Raw genomic sequence first — 17,548 nt, 5'->3', positions numbered from 1 at the left:
GACGCTGGTACGTTGCGAGGGCTTGCGTCCCCGACGCTCAGAGGATGAAGTCCGACGCCACCAAAGCGGTGGCGTTGGCCAGCGTCACTTGCAGGCTGAACTCGGCGGCGCTGTCCGCGTCGGTGCTGCCGTAGAGCGTGGCGACGTGGGTGGTGGCGTTGTAGTCAAAGCGCAACTGGCCGGTTGCATTGCTGCTGCTGAAGCCGGCGTGACCGATGAACGAAAACGCCTCGTTGCCAGCCGTTGCCGCCCGAGCGTCCAGAGTGGAGACATCGATTCGATCCGCACCGTGCGTGAAGTCGGTGATGACGTCGCGTGTGGCCGTGGTGAGGCCGCTTTCGGTCAGGGCGTTGAAGTCGAAAATGTCGCTGCCCCCGCCGCCGGTTTGCACATCGCGGTCGGTGCCACCGATCAGCTTGTCGTTGCCGGCGCCGCCGATGAGCGTGTCTTGCCCCGCCAAACCGGTCAGCGTGTTCGCGCCGCCGTTACCCGTGAGGAGGTTGGCCAACTCGTTGCCCGTGCCCGCCAGCCCTTGGCTGCCTTGCAGCAGCAGGTTTTCCACATTCGCCGCCAGGGTGTAGTTGATGAGGCTGTTCACCTGATCGACGCCGCCATAGGTTGTTTCCAGCACCACGTCGTTCTTTCCATCGACGGTGTAGGTGTCGTGGGCCAAACCGCCGGCCAGGGGCTGGCTGCTGGCCAAGTTGTCGTCGTCGGCGATGAGCACGGTGGCGTTGGCATCGGCCAAGCCGGCCCCCACCGCATTGGACAGGGTGACAAACACCGTTTCGGTGGCCGCTTCTGCACCGCTGTCTTGATCGTTCAGCTCGAAGCGCAGAATTTTGCTGGTCTCGCCGGCGCGGAACACCAGGGTGCCATCCGCTGCCGCGAAGTCGCCATACGAACCGATCGACTCGTAGGCCGTGCCGCCCGAGAAGCTGTAGTTCACCGACACGTTGCCGCTGGCCGGGGCACTGAGTTGCACCAGCACATCGGCATACCCTTGGCCTTCGATGGCCACGGCATCCTGCACACTCAAGTTGGGCAGTGCGGCGGTCATTTGGTCATTGGCACCGATGAGGGCGGTGCCTGTCGCGTCGGCTTTTTGCACCTGGCTGGCTGCACCGCCGCTGAGGGTGCCCAGGCTCAGGTTGAAGCGCTCGTTGCCTTCGAGGGTCCCGTCATCGATCAAGCTGACGCGGACATGCTGCACGGTTTGCCCCGCCGCAAAGCCCACGCTGCCCTGGGTGGCGAGGTAGTCTTGGCCGGCGGTCGCGCCACCCGCTACATTCGCCGTGGCATATGCGACGCTGAAAGCGCTGGTGGTGGCTTTGTTCAGCACCAAATCGAACGTGGCGAAGCCGGCCTTCTCGTCGATGATGACGTCGCGCACACTCAGGTTGGCTTTTTCGCTGCTGTCGAGTTGACCATTGGCGTTGGTATCACCGACCGTGAGGTCGCTGTCCACGATCGAGGCCAGCACTTGGTTGTTGGCGAACAGCGTGGTGTCCAGGGGGTTGGCTTTGGACAAACTCAGGTAAAGCGATTCGATCGGTTCCACTCCCGCCGAACCGTTCAGCTCCCAGCGGATGGTTTGCGTGGTGACGCCCGGCGCAAACGTCAGCGTGCCATCCACTGCCGAAAAGTCCCCCGAGCTGCCGATCGATTCATAAGCCGTCAACCCGCTGATTTGGTAGTTCACCGACACCACGCTGGCGCTGGTGGCGTTCAGTTGAACGGTAAATTCCGCATAGCCCTCGGCCTCGCTGACGACGATCGGCCCTGCACTGACCACCGGTTGCGGTGTGTTGAACGTGCTGTCGCTGACGCCGATCAACGCTTGCCCTTGCCCGTCCGCCACCACCACTTGGGTGGCCGCATGACCCCCCAGCGCCCCCAGCGACAGGTTGAACGATTCCTGCCCCTCGGCGGTGAAGTCGTCCATGAGCGCCACGCTCACGTGCTGCACGGTTTGCCCCGCCGCAAAACCCACGCTGCCCGACGCTGCCGTGAAGTCCACCCCAGCGATGGCGGTGCCGGGCGCGGTGGCGGTGCTGTAGGCCACGCTGAAGCTGTCCGTGGTGGCTTTGTCCAACACCAGGTCGAAGGTGGCGATGCCGGCCTTTTCATCCACCACCACATCGCGCACCGAGAGGTTGGCTTTCTCGTTGGCATCCAGGATGCCGCTGGCGTTGGTGTCACCCACGACGGTATCGTTGTCCACAATCGTGGCCAGCACCCGGTTGTTGGCGAAGTTGACGGTGTTGCTGTAACCCGCGTTGGACAGCGAGAGGTAGAGCGACGCCATGTCCTCCGCCACATTCGCACCCGGATTGATCTCGAAACGCACGGTCTGCGTGGTGCTGCCCGGCGCGAAGTTCACCACGCCCGAAGTGCCCGCAAAGTCGCCCGAATCACCGATCGACTCATAGGCCCGCAAACCGCTGACGTCGTAGTTCACGGCGATCGTGCCCCAGGTGTTGCTGGGGGCGTTCAGTTGCAGGGTGAATTCACCATAACCTTGGCTTTCGTCGATGAGCAGCGCGCTGCACGTCAAGGTCGGTGTGCTGAGGGCGTTGGCATCGTTGGCACCGATCAGGCCCTGCCCTTGGGCGTCCACCACTTGCACCTGGGCGGCACCGCTGCCCCCCAAGGCCCCCAGGGTCAGGTTGAAAAACTCGTGGCCTTCAGCGGTGCTGTCGTTGCTGATGCCGACGGTGATGTGCTGCACCGTTTGCCCCGCAGCAAACCCAACGCTGCCGATGGCATGGGTGAAATCCAGCCCGGCGGAGGCACTGCCAGGCAGGGTGGCGGTCGAGTAGGCCACCGTGAAAGCTTCGGTGGTGGCCCGATCCAACACCAGGTCGAAGGTGATCAGGCCGGCGCCTTCGTCCACCACCGCATCGCGGATCGTCAGTTGGGCTTGTTCTGTGCTGTTCAGGGTGCCGTTGCCGTTGGTGTCGCCGACCCCATGGTCGTCATCCACGATGGTGCCGAGCACCTGGGTGTTGCCGAGGGTGGCCCCGCTCGGGTTGCTGAGCGACAGCACGAGCGACTCCATCGCTTCGATGCTGTTCTGCCCCGCATTGAGTTCAAAACGCACGGTTTGGGTGGTGACCCCCGCCGCAAATTGCAGCGTGCCGCCGTAGCCGCAAAAATCCCCGCTGCTGCCGATGCTTTCGTAGGCGGTGAGGCCGCCGACGTTGTAGTCCACCGCCACCGTGCTCAAACTCGGTGAACTCAGTTGCACGGTGAACTCGCCGTAACCCTCGCCTTCGCTGACGACGATGGGGCTGCACGTCACAGTGGGGGTCGAGATGGCGCCCACATCGTTGCGGCCAATGAGGGCGGTGCCTTGGGCGTCGGCGATGATGACTTGGTTGCTGGCGCTGCCACCGGGGGTGGATTGCAACGCCAGATGGAAAAACTCGGCCCCTTCGCTGGTGAGATCGTCGCTCAGGCTGACGGTGACATGCTGCACGGTTTGCCCCGCCGCAAACGTCACACTGCCGGTTTTGGCGGTGAAATCTTCACCGGCGCGAGCGGTGCCATCGCTGGTGCCGTAGACGACGCTGAAACTGCCGGTGGTGGCTTTGTCCAGCACCAAGTCAAAGGTGGCGGTGCGGGATTTTTCATCCACCGCCACGTCGCGCACGCACAACTGGGCTTTTTCGGCGCCGCTCAGGTTGCTGTTGCCGTCCCAATCGGCAACGATGCGGTCGTTGTCCACGATGGACACCAGCACTTGGTTGTTGCCCAGCGTCAGGTTGTTGGCGTTGGACAGCCAGAGGTAAAGCGACTCCGTCGGTTCGACGCTGGCATCGTTGTTCAGGCTGAAGGTGATGGACTGACTGTCTTGCCCGACAGCGAACGTTACCGTGCCGTCGCTGCCCCAGAAATCCCCGTAGCTGCCACTGGACTCATACGCCATCAGCCCGTTGAGCGAGTAAGCGAACGAGGCGCTGCTGGTGGCGGCGGTCAGCAGCGAAAACGTGATCGTGGCAGTGCCGCTGAATTCGTCAACGGTCAGGGCAGAGGTCATCAAGGAGGCGGCCATGGCGTGTCTCTCGGGTACTTGTGATGTTTCCCATTCATGCGTCGGATGTGAAGCTGCATGAATGGGCCCGAGAGAATAGCAATGGCCGGTGTCTACCTCACCCCGGTCGGCGCAAGCTTTGCGCTTGAGCGGCCAACTCGGTGATGCGTGCCCAGTCCCCTGCCTTCACCGCATCCGCTGGGGTGAGCCACGAACCGCCGCACACTTTGACGTTGGGCAGCGCCAAAAAGTCCGGCGCCGTGGCCAAACTGATGCCGCCCGTGGGGCAAAACACCACATCGGGGAAGGGGCCGGCCAGGGCTTTGAGCATCGGAATCCCACCCGCTGCCGTGGCCGGGAAGAACTTGAGGAAACTCAGCCCGTCGGCCTGCGCTGCCATGACTTCGCTGGCTGTGGCCACCCCCGGCAACAGCGGCAAGCCAACCTCGCGGCACGCCGCGCCCACTTCAGCGGTGTAACCCGGGCTGACGCCAAACACCGCGCCCGCTGCGTGGGCGGCGCGGGCATCGGCAGCGCTGCGGATCGTGCCAGCCCCGACGATGGCACCTTCCACCGCCGTCATGGCGCGGATGGCGTCCAGCGCCACGGGGGTGCGCAGCGTCACTTCGAGCACCCGCACGCCGCCTGCCACCAAGGCTTGGGCCAAGGGCACGGCGTCTTCCAGCCGGTCGATGACGATGACCGGGATCACCGGGCCGTGTTGAACGAGATCCAGCGTGTTCATCCTGCGAAATCCTTCCTGAGAATCGAGTGGCACCGGGCGTTCACAGCCAAGTGCAAGCGCCTTGTTCGGCGCTGTTGACGTTGCGGCGCAGGCCGGCAAACAAATCGCGGCCCAGACCGTGGGCATGTTGGGCGGCCAAGTCGGCGGAGCGGAGTTCTGCGTCGCGGGCGGCCCATTCTTCAGCGGGCACCAAGGCGTTCAGCGTGCCGGCCACGGCATCCAGGCGGATCACGTCACCGTTGCGTACCTTGCCCAGCGGGCCTCCGGCCAGCACTTCAGGGCTCATGTGGATGGCGGCGGGCACCTTGCCGCTGGCGCCGCTCATGCGGCCATCCGTCACCAGCGCGACCTTGAAACCCTGGCCCTGCAACACCGCCAGCGGTGGGGTGAGTTTGTGCAGCTCGGGCATGCCGTTGGCCTGCGGGCCTTGGAAACGCACCACGGCGACGAAATCGCGGTTCAACTCGCCGGCTTGGAAGGCGGTTTGCAGGGCGTCTTGGCTGTCGAACACGAGGGCCGGCGCTTCGATGATGTGTCGATCCTCCGGCACCGCCGACACCTTGATGACGGAACGCCCCAAATTGCCTTCGAGCAGTTTGAGTCCACCGCTGGGCGAGAACGGGGCGGCCACACCGCGCACCACACCCTCATCACCACTCGCATCGGGCAGCGCGTCCCAGGTGACGGCGCCGTGATCCGCCAACCGGGGCACCGTGCCGTAGGCGGACAGGCCGCCCGGCGCCACCGTGCCCACATCGGCGTGCATGAAACCGCCAGCGATCAATTCGCGAATCACAAACCCGGTGCCGCCCGCTGCGTGAAACTGGTTCACATCCGCCGCGCCGTTCGGATAGACCCGCGCCAGCAGCGGCACCACGGCAGACAGCTCCGAAAAATCCGTCCAATCGATGGTGATGCCCGCCGCCCGCGCCACCGCCACCCAGTGAATCAGGTGGTTCGTTGAGCCGCCCGTGGCCAGCAGCGCCACCATCGCGTTGACGATGCAACGCTCGTCCACCATCTCGCCAATGGAGGCCCCGCGCTGGCGCAGGGCCAGCGCCGAGCGCACCGCTTCGTCCGTCAGGGCGTGGCGCAGCGGGTCGTGTGGATGAACAAACGCCGCGCCGGGGACGTGCAACCCCATCGCTTCCAACAGCATTTGGTTGGAGTTGGCGGTGCCGTAGAACGTGCAAGTGCCGGCGCCGTGGTAGGCGGCTTGTTCGGCTTGCAGCAGCTCCTCGCGCCCGACCAAGCCTTGCGCCGCCTGCTCGCGCACCTTGGCCTTGGCGCTGTTCGACAACCCCGACGCCATCGGCCCCGCTGGCACGAACACGCACGGCAGGTGGCCAAAATGCAGCGCGCCGATGAGCAGGCCGGGCACGATCTTGTCGCAAATGCCCAGCAGCAGCACCGCGTCGAACACGTCGTGCGACAGGGCGATGGCGGTGCCCATGGCGATGGTGTCCCGCGAGAACAAACTCAGCTCCATGCCGGCGTAACCTTGGGTGACGCCGTCGCACATCGCTGGCACGCCGCCGGCCACTTGCACGGTGGCGCCGAGTTTCAGCGCGGTTTCACGGATCTGCGCGGGGTAACCCTCGTAAGGCTGATGGGCCGAGAGCAAATCGTTGTACGCCGTGACGATGCCGATGTTGGGCGCTTTTTCGGCCACGACCTTGAATTTCTCGCTGCCCGGCAACGCCGCGAAAGCATGCGCGACGTTGGCGCAGCCCAAACGTTCGGCCCCGCGTGTGCGCTGGCGCAGCGTGGCCACTTGCTGAAGGTAGGCGCGGCGGCTGGCAGCGCTGCGCGTGCGGATGCGCTCGGTGACGGCGGCCACCACGGGATGCAAGGTGTTCATGGCTGACACGGGAGGAGTAACTTGTCCTCAGATTATGAGGTAACAAAGTTACAAGGTCAAAACCATGACACCGCCCAGGCACGCCAAGGCCAGGGCGGAAAGGATCAAAAATCGACGGCCAAGTAGAAGCGAGCGTCGTGATGGCGGGCTTGGCGCAGTGCGTGGACGAAGTTGTCCAAGTCGGGCAGGGCGTCGGCGGCTTCGTGGCCGGGTTGCCAGCGCAGCACCGAACTCAGGGTGCCGAAGGACGACAACCCTTCGTCCGGGTCATGCCAGCACACCTCATCGGTGATGTCTTCTTCGGCGAAGAGCGAGTCGCCCTCGAAGGTTTGGCAGACGACCGAGCAGTCGGTGCTGAAGAAGCGCTCCAGCGGGGCCAGCCCGAGGTTGCGAGCCAGACCGTCCAGCTCAACATAGTGCCGTGCAAAGCTCCGGCCACCCGTGTCGGCACCCAAGCCGGGGACGGGCCGGTCAAAAGTGAGGTAGTAGGTGAAGTGGCTCATGGCAGTGGTGTGTGGCGGTCGTGGACGGGGGTGTTTTCTGGGACGGAACAGTAGCAGCCCAACCCCGGCCATGGTGCAGTCCAGGGCAGGGTTGCCACCATTTGGAAACATTTGCGCATGGGTCGCCCCAAAAAAGTGCGCTTGCACCAATTGAGGTTGCCCCCCGCTCGTTGGGCCTTTATTTGGTGCGAAATGGAGCTGCGAGGGTGAACGGAATTGCACCAAATGAGGAATGAAGTTTGCTTGTTTGGTGCGCTTTGTGTTTGCTTGGTGCGGGGTGGCGGTGGTGCGCCGAAGGTTCTGCACCGTTCTGGAGAATGCGCATGGATCAGGTCAAGCAGGGCACCGACGCTCTGTTCATTTTGTTGGGCGCCATCATGGTGCTGGCGATGCACGCGGGCTTTGCCTTTTTGGAGCTGGGCACGGTGCGCAAAAAGAACCAGGTGAACGCCCTGGTGAAAATTTTGGTGGACTTTGCCGTGTCCACCATCGCCTACTTCTTTGTGGGCTACACCGTGGCCTACGGGGTGGACTTCTTCAGCGGTGCCGGCGTGCTGGCGCAGAAAAACGGCTTTGAACTGGTGAAGTTTTTCTTCTTGCTGACGTTCGCCGCTGCGATCCCGGCCATCGTGTCAGGGGGCATTGCGGAGCGGGCGCGGTTCGGCCCGCAGTTGTGCGCCACGGCGGTGCTGGTCGGGGTGGTGTATCCGCTGTTTGAAGGCGTGGTGTGGGGCGGCAAGCTGGGCTTGCAGGGTTGGCTCAAGGATGTGGCGGGCGCCGAGTTCCATGACTTTGCCGGCAGCGTCGTGGTTCACGCCGTGGGGGGCTGGATCGGCTTGGCGGCTGTGCTGCTGATGGGCCCACGCGCCAATCGTTACCGCAAAGATGGTGCGATGAGTGCGCATCCGCCGTCATCCATTCCATTCCTGGCGTTGGGGGCGTGGATTTTGGCGGTGGGTTGGTTTGGCTTCAACGTCATGAGCGCGCAGACCATCGACAAAATCTCTGGCCTGGTGGCGGTGAACTCGCTGATGGCCATGGTGGGCGGCACCCTGGTGGCCGTGTTGATGGGCAAGAACGACCCGGGCTTTGCCTACAACGGCCCGTTGGCAGGTTTGGTGGCCGTGTGCGCCGGTTCGGACCTGATGCACCCGATGGGGGCACTGGTGGTCGGCGGGGTGGCCGGTGCCATCTTCGTCAGCCTGTTCACCCTGACCCAGAACCGCTGGAAGATCGACGACGTGCTGGGCGTCTGGCCGTTGCATGGGTTGTGCGGCGCCTGGGGCGGTGTGGCCTGCGGCATTTTTGGCCAAACCAGCTTGGGCGGCCTGGGCGGCGTGACCTTCGCAGCCCAACTGCTGGGCACGGTCATGGGCGTGGTATGGGCGCTGCTGGGCGGGCTGCTGGTGTATGGCGCGATCAAGCGGCTGGCAGGTGGGTTGCGCCTGAGCCAAGAAGATGAGTTTGAGGGCGCTGATTTGTCGATCCACAAGATCGGGGCCACGCCGGATCGGGAAGTGAGCTGGTAAGCGAGCACCGGGTTGCGGCGGCTTTTTACAATGTGCGAATGCTGCCGCGAGTTCTGCTCATCAATCTGGATCGTTCCGCTGACCGGCGTCAAGCCAGTGCGCGGGTTTTGGACGATCTGGGTCTGCACTGGCATCGCATTGCCGGTGTGGATGGAGCGGTGCTGTCCGAAGCCCAGCGTCGGCAGCTCAATCCACCCTGCGGCTGGCATGAGTGGTTCCGTCCACTGACGCCGGGCGAAGTGGGCTGTTTTCTGGGCCACATGCGCTGTTGGCAGCATGTGGTCGATCAGGGGTTGCCTTGGGCGCTCGTCTTGGAGGACGATTTCGCGCCTGAGTCGGGCGTCTCGCCTGCGCACTTGGAGGCACTGGCCCAAGCCCCGGGGGATTGGGATGTGATTCGTCTCAGCAATGCGTCGGCGCCATCGGCGGGCGTGCCCCGACCCCAGGCCCTGGATTTGCAGCCAGGGGCGGGCCGTTCCACCAACGGCACGGCTTACTGGGTTTCGAACGCTGGCGCCCGCAAGCTGTTGCACGCCCGTGCGACGCTGTGCCGACCGCTGGACTTTGATTTACGCCACCACTGGGAGCGCGATTTGCGCATGGCCGTCACAGCAGTGCGGCTGTTCCGCCAGCGCAGCCACGAGGAAGTGGCCTCGATCATTGGAGACCGGGCAGCGTATCGTCGCGCTCCCGTGGTGCAGCGCTGGGGGGTTTACACGCGCAAACACCTGTATCACCTGATGTTTTTTGCGGCCGAGCGTTTGCACTGGGGGCGCCGTCGGGTTTAGGTGGGGAGGTCGGCCAGGGGGATTTTCATTTCAACCACCCCAGCGCCCAAAGCCAAGCGCCCAGCCGGTCTTTGCGGCGGTAAAACGTGTAGTTTGTTCGCCATAACCAGCGTAATTTTTCCCATGAAGCGCCTGGGCGAATAAAAGCCTGGTGTTGCTTTAACAGGGCAGCGGTATCGGGGTGCCAGCGATCTTGCACCACACGCAAGGTGTGGTCGATGCGTTCAAAACCTTCCAGCCCAATGCGCAGCGTGTCCGATGGGCGTCGCCAATTTGGAGTGGATGGGATGGTGGCGCTGGTGGTGCTCGGGGCGCCCAAGGCGTTGCGTCCATGCTGGCGGTACAGCAGCAAGGCTTCATCTACGAATACGCGGTACCCCGTGGCTTCGGCGATCAGCGCCGCTTGGTAGTCGAAGTGCGTTTGGGGCGGGTGGCGCAGCAACAACTGGCGCAGCGCCGCGTTCATCATCAGCGTCGAGCCTTGCACTGGATTGGTGAACAACGCCGAAGCCAACCCGTGCCCCCGCGCCCAAGCCGCCACCAACCGCTCTTGGATGGGTTGGAAAGTCTCGTTGGTCACCGTGGAATCGCAGTGCGCGAGCACGGGCAGGCCGGGGGTGCGGGCCTCTTGGGCTTGCAACGCATCCCAGGTGCGTTCGATTTTGGTGTCCAGCCAGCGATCGTCCTGATCGCAAAACATCACGTAGGGTGCTTGCGCCAAACCGAGCAGGTGATGAAAGTTGGCGCTAAAGCCCAAGTTGCCCTGGCCATCGCGCACCAAGGTGATGCGCGGTTCGCGGGCGGCCCAACGTGCCAATAGGGTGGGAGTGTCGTCGGTCGAGCCATCGTCACGCACCAGCACGCGCCAGTCCGTGATGGTCTGGCGTTGCAAGGAGGCGAGCTGCTCGTCCAGATAAGCGGCACCGTTGTAGGTGCCTAGCAGGATGTCGATGGCGGCCATGATGTTGTGAAGCTCTGGTAACAGTTTGAAACACGGCCATTCCTACACTGAAGCCAGTTTCAGGAACTGCATTGCGAGGAGATTGCCATGTCAACGACCTTTTCCTTGGTGAGCCGTGGTCTGTTGGGTTTGGCGGGGATGGGTTTGGCAGCACTGGCTTTTTCGGCACAAGCAGCGAATTCTGTACCTTATCCCGAGCGGGAAACTGAGCTCGATACGTCTTATACGCTTCCTCATACCGGAGATACCCTGGCTTTCGGGCTGAAAAATAACACCTTGCATCAAGATTTATATTTTGATGCAACCCGGAGCGCCACGTATGATCGATTTGAGGATCCGCGTTTCCCCCACTCAGCCGACAACGATTTGAGTTTTGTTTTCACCAATGTGTCGGTGGCGATGAACGGTGCTGCGTCCCCGGTGCCCGAGCCGCAGAGCTTGGCGATGCTGGTGGCGGGTCTGGCCGCTGTGGTGGGCGCCACCGTGCGGCGGCGCCGAGCCGAATCGATGGGCGATCAGGCGCGTGCCTGACGCTGCATCCGATCCAGCCACACCCCCATGCCTTGGGCGTTGAGTTCCAGATCCAAGTCCATGAGGCGCTGGAACTCCGCGTCGCTCAGGGTGCTGCCCTGGCGGCGCAGGTCGGCCAAGTAGATCTGGCGCAGGCCATCGATCAAAGCGGCATGGCGGTTGTCCACCGTGGCCAAGCGCAGACCCATGGCGACGACCTCGTCCAGCAAGCGCAGTTGGGCGGCACCCAGCGTGGCCACGTCTCCGAGGCGGCTGTAATGCGTCAAGTAGACGCAGTCCGGCGCGAAGCTCAACATGCGCTCGACCGATGCGCGCAGCACCTCTGGTTCGAATTGCACGGGGGTGGTGGTCGGGAAAATCCACGGGCGGCCATCGGTGTCCATCTCGCGGTAAGAGATGCCGAACGTGTCCCCCGTGAACCACCCGCGTGACACGGGATCCCAAATCACATGATGGTGCCGCGCATGGCCAGGCGCATCGTGGATCAGCAGCTCGCGTCCACCCAGGGGCACGCGCTGGCCGTCGTGGCTGTTGAGCACCCGCTCGGCGGGGATGCTGTCCAGCGTGCCGTAGGAGCGTGCCATTTCCTCCGCGCCATAGACGGCCAGGGCGCCTTCGTACAAGGCGCTCGGGTCGATCATGTGGCGGGCGCCGCGTGGATGCACCAGGGCGCGGGCGTGGGGCAGCTCACGCATCAGCGTACCCACGCCGCCGGCGTGGTCGAGATGCACATGGGTGGGGATCACCCAATCAACGGCTGCGGCGTCCAAGCCCAGCGCCGCCAAGGTGCCCAGCAAACGGGGCACGGCGAAACGCGGGCCGGTGTCGATGAAGGCGGCGCGGCCCGCGTCGATGACCAGATAAGCGGCATCGAAGTTCGGGCGTTGAAAGCCGGTGTCGATGGCGTAAACGCCGTGGCCCAAGTCGCGGGCGTAGTCGGGAAGGGGCGGTGCGGAAAAAGTCATGCGTCCTCAGGGTGCAAACTGCTCATTGCCAGTGATGCCGATTTTGGTGACGCCCAGGCGCTGTGCTTCGGCCATCACCATGGCCACCTGCTTGTAAGCCACAGCCTTGTTCGGGCGCAAGTGGACTTCGGGTTGATCCGGACGCAAACTCAGGCGATACAGCCGTGCCTGCAAGTCCGCCCGGCCATTGACGATCTCACCGTTCCAGCCGATTTGGCCTTGGGCGTCGATGTCGATGCGCACGATTTCGGGGGGCTTGGGCGGGGTGCTCGGGGCGTTGACGGGCATGTTCATCTTCACCGCGTGCGTCTGCACCGGGATGGTGATGATGAACATGATGAGCAGCACCAGCATCACGTCGATGAGCGGGGTGGTGTTCATCTCGACCAGCATGTCATCGTCACCGGCGTTGCCGAGGTTCATGGCCATGGGGGATTCCTTCCGTGTCAGCGCCCGGCGGGTTCGGTGATGAACCCCACTTTGGCGATGCCCGCACGCTGGCACGCCGTGACCACTTGGCCGACGGCTTCGTAACGGGCGTTTTCGTCGCCCCGGATGTGGACTTCGGGTTGAGGCACTTTCACCGCTTCCTTTTTCAGCTCGGCCACGAGGGTGGGGATGTCCGGGATGCGGCGGGTGTTCCAGTACATCTGGCCGTCGTGGGTCACGGCCAGGAGGATGTTTTCGGGGCGGGTTTGCGTCGGCGCGTTGCTTTCCTTGGGCAAGGACAGTTGCACCGATTGCGTCACCACCGGGATGGTGATGAGGAAGATGATGAGCAGCACCAGCATCACGTCCACCAAGGGGGTGGTGTTGATGGTGGCGTTCATGGCGCCGTCTTCATCGTCCTCGGGGGAGCCCAGGTTCATGGCCATGGCGGCGCCCCGCGTTTTACTTTTTGCCAGCGATCAGCACGTTGTGCAGATCCCCGGCGAAGCTGCGCACGTGCTCCATCACCAGCTTGTTGCGGCGGATGAGGAGGTTGTAGCCCATGACGGCGGGCACAGCCACGCCCAAGCCGAAGGCGGTCATGATGAGGGCTTCGCCCACGGGGCCGGCGACTTTGTCGATGCTGGCTTGACCGGAAATGCCGATGGCGGTCAGGGCGTGGTAGATGCCCCAGACGGTGCCGAACAAGCCCACAAAAGGCGCGGTGGAGCCGACGGTGGCCAGGAAGGCCAGGCCGCCTTGCAACCGGCTTTGCACGCGCTCAACGGCGCGCTGGATGCTCATGCTGATCCAAGTGTGGAGGTCGATGCGTTCGACCAGCGTGCCTTCGTGGTGCTGGGCAGATTTCAGCCCTTGTTCGGCGATGTAGCGGAACACGCTGCCACCACTCAGCGCCTTGACGCCCTCATCGACGCTGGCGGCGCGCCAGAAGTCTTCGCTGGCGTCCTTGGCGTGGCGGAACAGGCGCTGCTGCTCGGCCAGTTTGGTGAATAGGATGTACCAACTGCCCATGGACATGAGGATCATGGCGATGAGGGTGCCTTTGGCGACAAAGTCACCTTGGGCCCACAAGGCGGCCAGGCCGTAGGGGTTGTCGATGGTTTCTTTGCGCACGTCGGAGGAGGCTGCGGGCGCGGCGGCGATGGCGGGCACCGAGGCCAGGGTGATTTCGGAGGCGGCGGGCTGGGTGGAGGCGGGGGCCGCTGCGGGCGTGGTTTGCGCCCAGCTCGGCGCGGCGACGGCGCCAACCGACAGCACCAGGGTCAGAACGGACGTGCGTAGCAGGTTCAACAAAGGCATCTGGATCTCCGCGAAAAGCAGGGCATCAAGTCAAGAAAGGCGGCGCTGGGGGCGCGTGTCAGTTGTTCAGCGTCCAACGATAACGAACGCGGCTGGACAAGCGTTCGGGCCGGCCATCCACGGTGCCGGGCCGCCCCTTGCAGGACAGCACGGCTTCGACGGTGGCGCGATCCAGTTGTTTGTGTTCGCGTGAGGGGCCGGCAGACTGTTCGACGTGGGCTTCGCTGATGTGGCCGTCGGTTTCCATGGTGAAGGCCACGACGACGACGCCTTCCACTTCGGCACGCATGGCGGCGGCGGGATAGTCGGGGCGGCAGCCGTCGAAGCTCAAGACGGGTGAAGTGCGCACCGTGGGCGCTGGGGGCGCGGGCGGGGCGTTCACGGCAGGTGGTGCGGTGTTGAGTTTGACCTCAGCGGGTGGTGGTGGGGTCGAGGTGGTGGTGATGGTGGGTGCCGGTGGTGTGGCCACGGCCACTTCGGGGGGAGGCACGTAGGCGGGCGGCGGCGGTGGAGTTTTGGGAGCGGCGGCGGCGGGCGGTGGCGGCGCTTTGGGAGGGGGGGGTGGTGGGGGCGGTTCGGGCGGACGCTCGGGGGCCAGCAGCGCGGTTTCGACGGGCGGGCGCATCACTTCGACCACTTTGCGTGCCAAGCCGCTGACGAGGGCCCAACCCAGGGCCAGGTGCAGCAGCAGCACGATGCCCAAGCCGGCCCAGCGGGGGCCGGTGGTGGGGAAATCGGTGGGGGAGGTGGCGGGGTCGGAAGGGTCGCGGAACATCATGCGCAGGCCAGGGGGACATGGCAGCCAGGGGCTGCATCATGCCAGCGTTCGGGCGGGGGGACGTTGGGGGAGGGATTCGCCCAGCCGCCTTTTCCAAAGGGGGAGCTTCCGGTGTAGCGGAGACACGGCTTGGATCGTGGTTCATCCCCACCCTCGTGGGGAACACTGGTGCTGGTGCCACTGCGCTCACGGTTGAGCTTGTTCGCTTCTCTGGCTCGCGCCCTGGACGTGATGAGCGGTCGCAGCGTAGATGAAGTGGTGAACCGTGGCGTGAACCCGCTGTACCACTTGCGCCGACTGGGCGACGCTGGCAGCGGGCACGCGCTGGTGGCTGAGAATGCCAAGGTGCAGAACCACAATCTGGAAAACTTCTTTTTCAACCGACCCGGTGCACCGGATCGGTTTGCCATCGCCAGCCTCACGGATGCCGACCGAGAACTCTTGCGAACCTCAGCCAAGACGGTATGGCTTTCCAGAACATCGCTGGATGAGCACATCGCCAAGCATCCAGAGGTCGGGGTGGCCGATTACGCCAAGGTGCCCGATTTGCTGCGTGACGGTGAGGTCTGGGCGGGGCCGCAGGAACGCCGTTTTGTGTTGCTCAAGATCGACGGCAAGCCTTACCGTGCGGCCCTAAAAATCGATGCGAGCGGAACCGAGGCGTGGTTTCTCTCGCTGATCTACAACGAAAAGCAAAAACCGCCCAAGGGGGCGGTTCGTATTCGGTAGAGCGCCGGTGGGCCAGGTTGGCGACCCTGGTCGGCTCATCCTCAGCCCGAGAGCTGGGGCCGAGTCAGCCTGATGACCCGCGCCGGCAGGCGGAGTCTACACCTTTCACCTGCGTACCATCACGCGTAGGGCCTGCAGCTTGTAGCTGGCCACGCGGTCTTCATCGGTGATGGTTTCTTGGCATAGGCAGATCATGCCGGGGCACTGGTAGCAGGCGTTGATGAGCGCTTTTTCCATCTCTGGCCATTGGCTGCAAACAGCTTCCAGGCCACCGGGGTCGGACTCGTTGGCCGGCTGGCCAAAGTAAATCAGCAGCTCGATGCGGCGGCGCGGTAACACCGTGTCGGGCGCCAGGCTGCTGGGCACCAGACGAACCAGGGGGTAATCGTCGGGCGTCATCCCCACCCCCGTGGGGAACACGCCTCCAAGTTTTTGATCTTGGCTTGCAGTTGCGGTTCATCCCCACCCCCGTGGGGAACACTCCACAAAAAGGAAAGTCCCGCGCCGACCGCCCGGTTCATCCCCACCCCCGTGGGGAACACGCGGCGCTGGGCGGCGCGTTGAGCCTCAAGAGCCGGTTCATCCCCACCCCCGTGGGGAACACAGCTGCGGCGAGCCGCGCTTGCAGTTCGCGGGCGGTTCATCCCCACCCCCGTGGGGAACACTGCTCGCGCTCGCGCATCAGCTCATCCAGCGTCGGTTCATCCCCACCCCCGTGGGGAACACAACCCGCCGCTCCATATTTCTCAGCGCGGTCACGGTTCATCCCCACCCCCGTGGGGAACACCGAGCTGCTATGTCCAGATCGATTTGAGGGGGCGGTTCATCCCCACCCCCGTGGGGAACACGCACTGCATCCATTTTCCGATTCCATTTTACTGCGGTTCATCCCCACCCCCGTGGGGAACACAAGCGGGACGGGTGGGCGAACGTGTCAGCCTGCGGTTCATCCCCACCCCCGTGGGGAACACACGATCCACAGCAGAGGGAGAAATCCACAGCACGGTTCATCCCCACCCCCGTGGGGAACACGGCGAGCGCTGGCCGTGAGCCCTCAACGCAACCGGTTCATCCCCACCCCCGTGGGGAACACCCGGCGTCTAGCTCGACAGTGAGCTGGATCGACGGTTCATCCCCACCCCCGTGGGGAACACAGTCGGCACCGGTGCCTGAGCCGGCTGGTGGGCGGTTCATCCCCACCCCCGTGGGGAACACGATCGATACTCGGTAAGCGTATTTGTTGGGGTCGGTTCATCCCCACCCCCGTGGGGAACACGGCGAGCTGCCCCGCAGTCATCGCCGCTGCGCCGGTTCATCCCCACCCCCGTGGGGAACACGTACCGCGACACTACACTGACGGGCACCAATGCGGTTCATCCCCACCCCCGTGGGGAACACTTGCGAGCGTCGCCCAGTTCGCGCTCCAAGGACGGTTCATCCCCACCCCCGTGGGGAACACGATGCTGACTTGAAATTCCCGGACGCACAGGACGGTTCATCCCCACCCCCGTGGGGAACACGATATTCGCCCTAGCCGCCACTCTGGGGGTGCTGGTTCATCCCCACCCCCGTGGGGAACACGATGCGAACTTGCTTGTCGGCATTGCCGAGGCCGGTTCATCCCCACCCCCGTGGGGAACACGCTGGCCTTGTCATCGGCTTGCTTCATCTTGGCGGTTCATCCCCACCCCCGTGGGGAACACGCAGCAACCGCCAAGTCAATGCGCCCTGTGGCCGGTTCATCCCCACCCCCGTGGGGAACACCTGCACTGCCGTGGCGTAAATGCCCATGCGGTCGGTTCATCCCCACCCCCGTGGGGAACACAAGTGCCATATGCCGGCGGAGGTTTCCATTTACGGTTCATCCCCACCCCCGTGGGGAACACTCAATGTCAAGAGGCGCAGGCTTGGCCGTCATCGGTTCATCCCCACCCCCGTGGGGAACACGCTTTTGGGGGCTGCCCGTTGTTTTGCTGGGACGGTTCATCCCCACCCCCGTGGGGAACACTCACCACAACCGCCATGCGAGACGCCCTGCGACGGTTCATCCCCACCCCCGTGGGGAACACATCCGCCCGGCGCGTGCCGTACCCGCAATGACCGGTTCATCCCCACCCCCGTGGGGAACACGGGCGTGGCGTTTGAGGATGCCCGACTGAGGACGGTTCATCCCCACCCCCGTGGGGAACACGACTCTTGCGGGATAAATCCGAGCAGTTTTGTCGGTTCATCCCCACCCCCGTGGGGAACACACATTTTCTCAGGCCGACGCAATCGCCGCCGGCGGTTCATCCCCACCCCCGTGGGGAACACGGGTTATTTTCCAGCATTTTGCAAACTGGCCTGGGTTCATCCCCACCCCCGTGGGGAACA

15 protein-coding genes and 1 CRISPR repeat array (1 of these 16 cut by a window edge) are annotated in these 17,548 nt (G+C 64.1%); of the genes, 4 read left to right on the top strand and 11 right to left on the bottom strand.

Features of this window, described 5'->3' with window-relative positions:
- Positions 1-37: 37 nt before the first annotated feature.
- From VITFI_RS02080 to VITFI_RS02065, 4 genes are all read right to left on the bottom strand, one after another.
- Entirely contained in the window at positions 38-4,057 is a 4,020-nt protein-coding gene (locus tag VITFI_RS02080) for a beta strand repeat-containing protein (protein ID WP_089415600.1), read from the bottom strand.
- A gap of 97 nt (positions 4,058-4,154) precedes the next feature.
- Entirely contained in the window at positions 4,155-4,781 is a 627-nt protein-coding gene (gene eda, locus VITFI_RS02075; RefSeq protein ID WP_089415599.1) for a bifunctional 4-hydroxy-2-oxoglutarate aldolase/2-dehydro-3-deoxy-phosphogluconate aldolase, read from the bottom strand.
- A gap of 40 nt (positions 4,782-4,821) precedes the next feature.
- Positions 4,822-6,642, bottom strand: a complete 1,821-nt coding sequence (gene edd / locus VITFI_RS02070) for a phosphogluconate dehydratase (RefSeq protein ID WP_089415598.1) — start codon at positions 6,640-6,642, stop codon at positions 4,822-4,824.
- Positions 6,643-6,746: 104 nt separating this feature from the next.
- Entirely contained in the window at positions 6,747-7,145 is a 399-nt protein-coding gene (locus tag VITFI_RS02065; protein WP_089415597.1) for a hypothetical protein, read from the bottom strand.
- Positions 7,146-7,468: 323 nt separating this feature from the next.
- Between VITFI_RS02065 and VITFI_RS02060 the strand changes: the two genes are divergently transcribed.
- Together VITFI_RS02060 and VITFI_RS02055 are read left to right on the top strand one after the other, a co-directional pair.
- Complete coding sequence (locus VITFI_RS02060) at positions 7,469-8,674, top strand: ammonium transporter (RefSeq protein ID WP_089415596.1); 1,206 nt, start codon at positions 7,469-7,471, stop codon at positions 8,672-8,674.
- Between the two features lie 38 nt (positions 8,675-8,712).
- Entirely contained in the window at positions 8,713-9,462 is a 750-nt protein-coding gene (locus tag VITFI_RS02055; protein ID WP_089415595.1) for a glycosyltransferase family 25 protein, read from the top strand.
- Positions 9,463-9,487: 25 nt separating this feature from the next.
- On the opposite strand, the gene VITFI_RS02050 is transcribed toward VITFI_RS02055, so the two are convergent.
- On the bottom strand, positions 9,488-10,423 hold the full coding sequence (locus VITFI_RS02050) for a glycosyltransferase family 2 protein (RefSeq protein ID WP_089415594.1): 936 nt from the start codon (positions 10,421-10,423) through the stop codon (positions 9,488-9,490).
- Between the two features lie 87 nt (positions 10,424-10,510).
- Between VITFI_RS02050 and VITFI_RS02045 the strand changes: the two genes are divergently transcribed.
- Complete coding sequence (locus tag VITFI_RS02045; RefSeq protein ID WP_089415593.1) at positions 10,511-10,954, top strand: PEP-CTERM sorting domain-containing protein; 444 nt, start codon at positions 10,511-10,513, stop codon at positions 10,952-10,954.
- Here the strand turns inward: VITFI_RS02045 and VITFI_RS02040 are convergent.
- Genes VITFI_RS02040 through VITFI_RS18615 form a run of 5 tightly spaced genes read right to left on the bottom strand, consistent with a single transcriptional unit; the run spans position 10,939 to position 14,446 of the window.
- Positions 10,939-11,919 carry an MBL fold metallo-hydrolase gene (locus VITFI_RS02040; RefSeq protein WP_089415592.1) on the bottom strand — a complete coding sequence of 327 codons (981 nt, stop codon included), beginning with the start codon at positions 11,917-11,919 and terminating at the stop codon, positions 10,939-10,941. The genes VITFI_RS02045 and VITFI_RS02040 overlap by 16 nt on opposite strands.
- A gap of 6 nt (positions 11,920-11,925) precedes the next feature.
- Entirely contained in the window at positions 11,926-12,348 is a 423-nt protein-coding gene (locus tag VITFI_RS02035; RefSeq protein WP_089415591.1) for an ExbD/TolR family protein, read from the bottom strand.
- Between the two features lie 17 nt (positions 12,349-12,365).
- Positions 12,366-12,794, bottom strand: coding sequence for an ExbD/TolR family protein (locus VITFI_RS02030; RefSeq protein WP_089415590.1), 429 nt, complete (start codon positions 12,792-12,794; stop codon positions 12,366-12,368).
- 16 nt (positions 12,795-12,810) lie between these two features.
- On the bottom strand, positions 12,811-13,668 hold the full coding sequence (locus VITFI_RS02025) for a MotA/TolQ/ExbB proton channel family protein (RefSeq protein WP_089415589.1): 858 nt from the start codon (positions 13,666-13,668) through the stop codon (positions 12,811-12,813).
- 58 nt (positions 13,669-13,726) lie between these two features.
- Positions 13,727-14,446: a TonB family protein gene (locus VITFI_RS18615; RefSeq protein WP_198301576.1), complete on the bottom strand. Its 720-nt coding sequence runs from the start codon at positions 14,444-14,446 to the stop codon at positions 13,727-13,729.
- Positions 14,447-14,575: 129 nt separating this feature from the next.
- Between VITFI_RS18615 and VITFI_RS02015 the strand changes: the two genes are divergently transcribed.
- Entirely contained in the window at positions 14,576-15,175 is a 600-nt protein-coding gene (locus VITFI_RS02015) for a hypothetical protein (protein WP_157725527.1), read from the top strand.
- Between the two features lie 105 nt (positions 15,176-15,280).
- Here VITFI_RS02015 and VITFI_RS02010 read toward each other — a convergent pair whose 3' ends face one another.
- The gene (locus VITFI_RS02010) at positions 15,281-15,541 is read right to left on the bottom strand and encodes a hypothetical protein (RefSeq protein ID WP_089415587.1); all 261 of its coding nucleotides are present in this window, start codon (positions 15,539-15,541) and stop codon (positions 15,281-15,283) included.
- A 25-nt stretch (positions 15,542-15,566) separates the two neighbouring features.
- Positions 15,567-17,548: direct repeats of the CRISPR family, unit length 29 nt; unit sequence CGGTTCATCCCCACCCCCGTGGGGAACAC (it continues 5,188 nt past the right edge of the window).

Origin of the sequence: Vitreoscilla filiformis (assembly GCF_002222655.1) — a bacterium.
Lineage (GTDB): Bacteria > Pseudomonadota > Gammaproteobacteria > Burkholderiales > Burkholderiaceae_C > Ideonella > Ideonella filiformis.
This window is presented reverse-complemented; position numbering and strand designations above follow the sequence as displayed.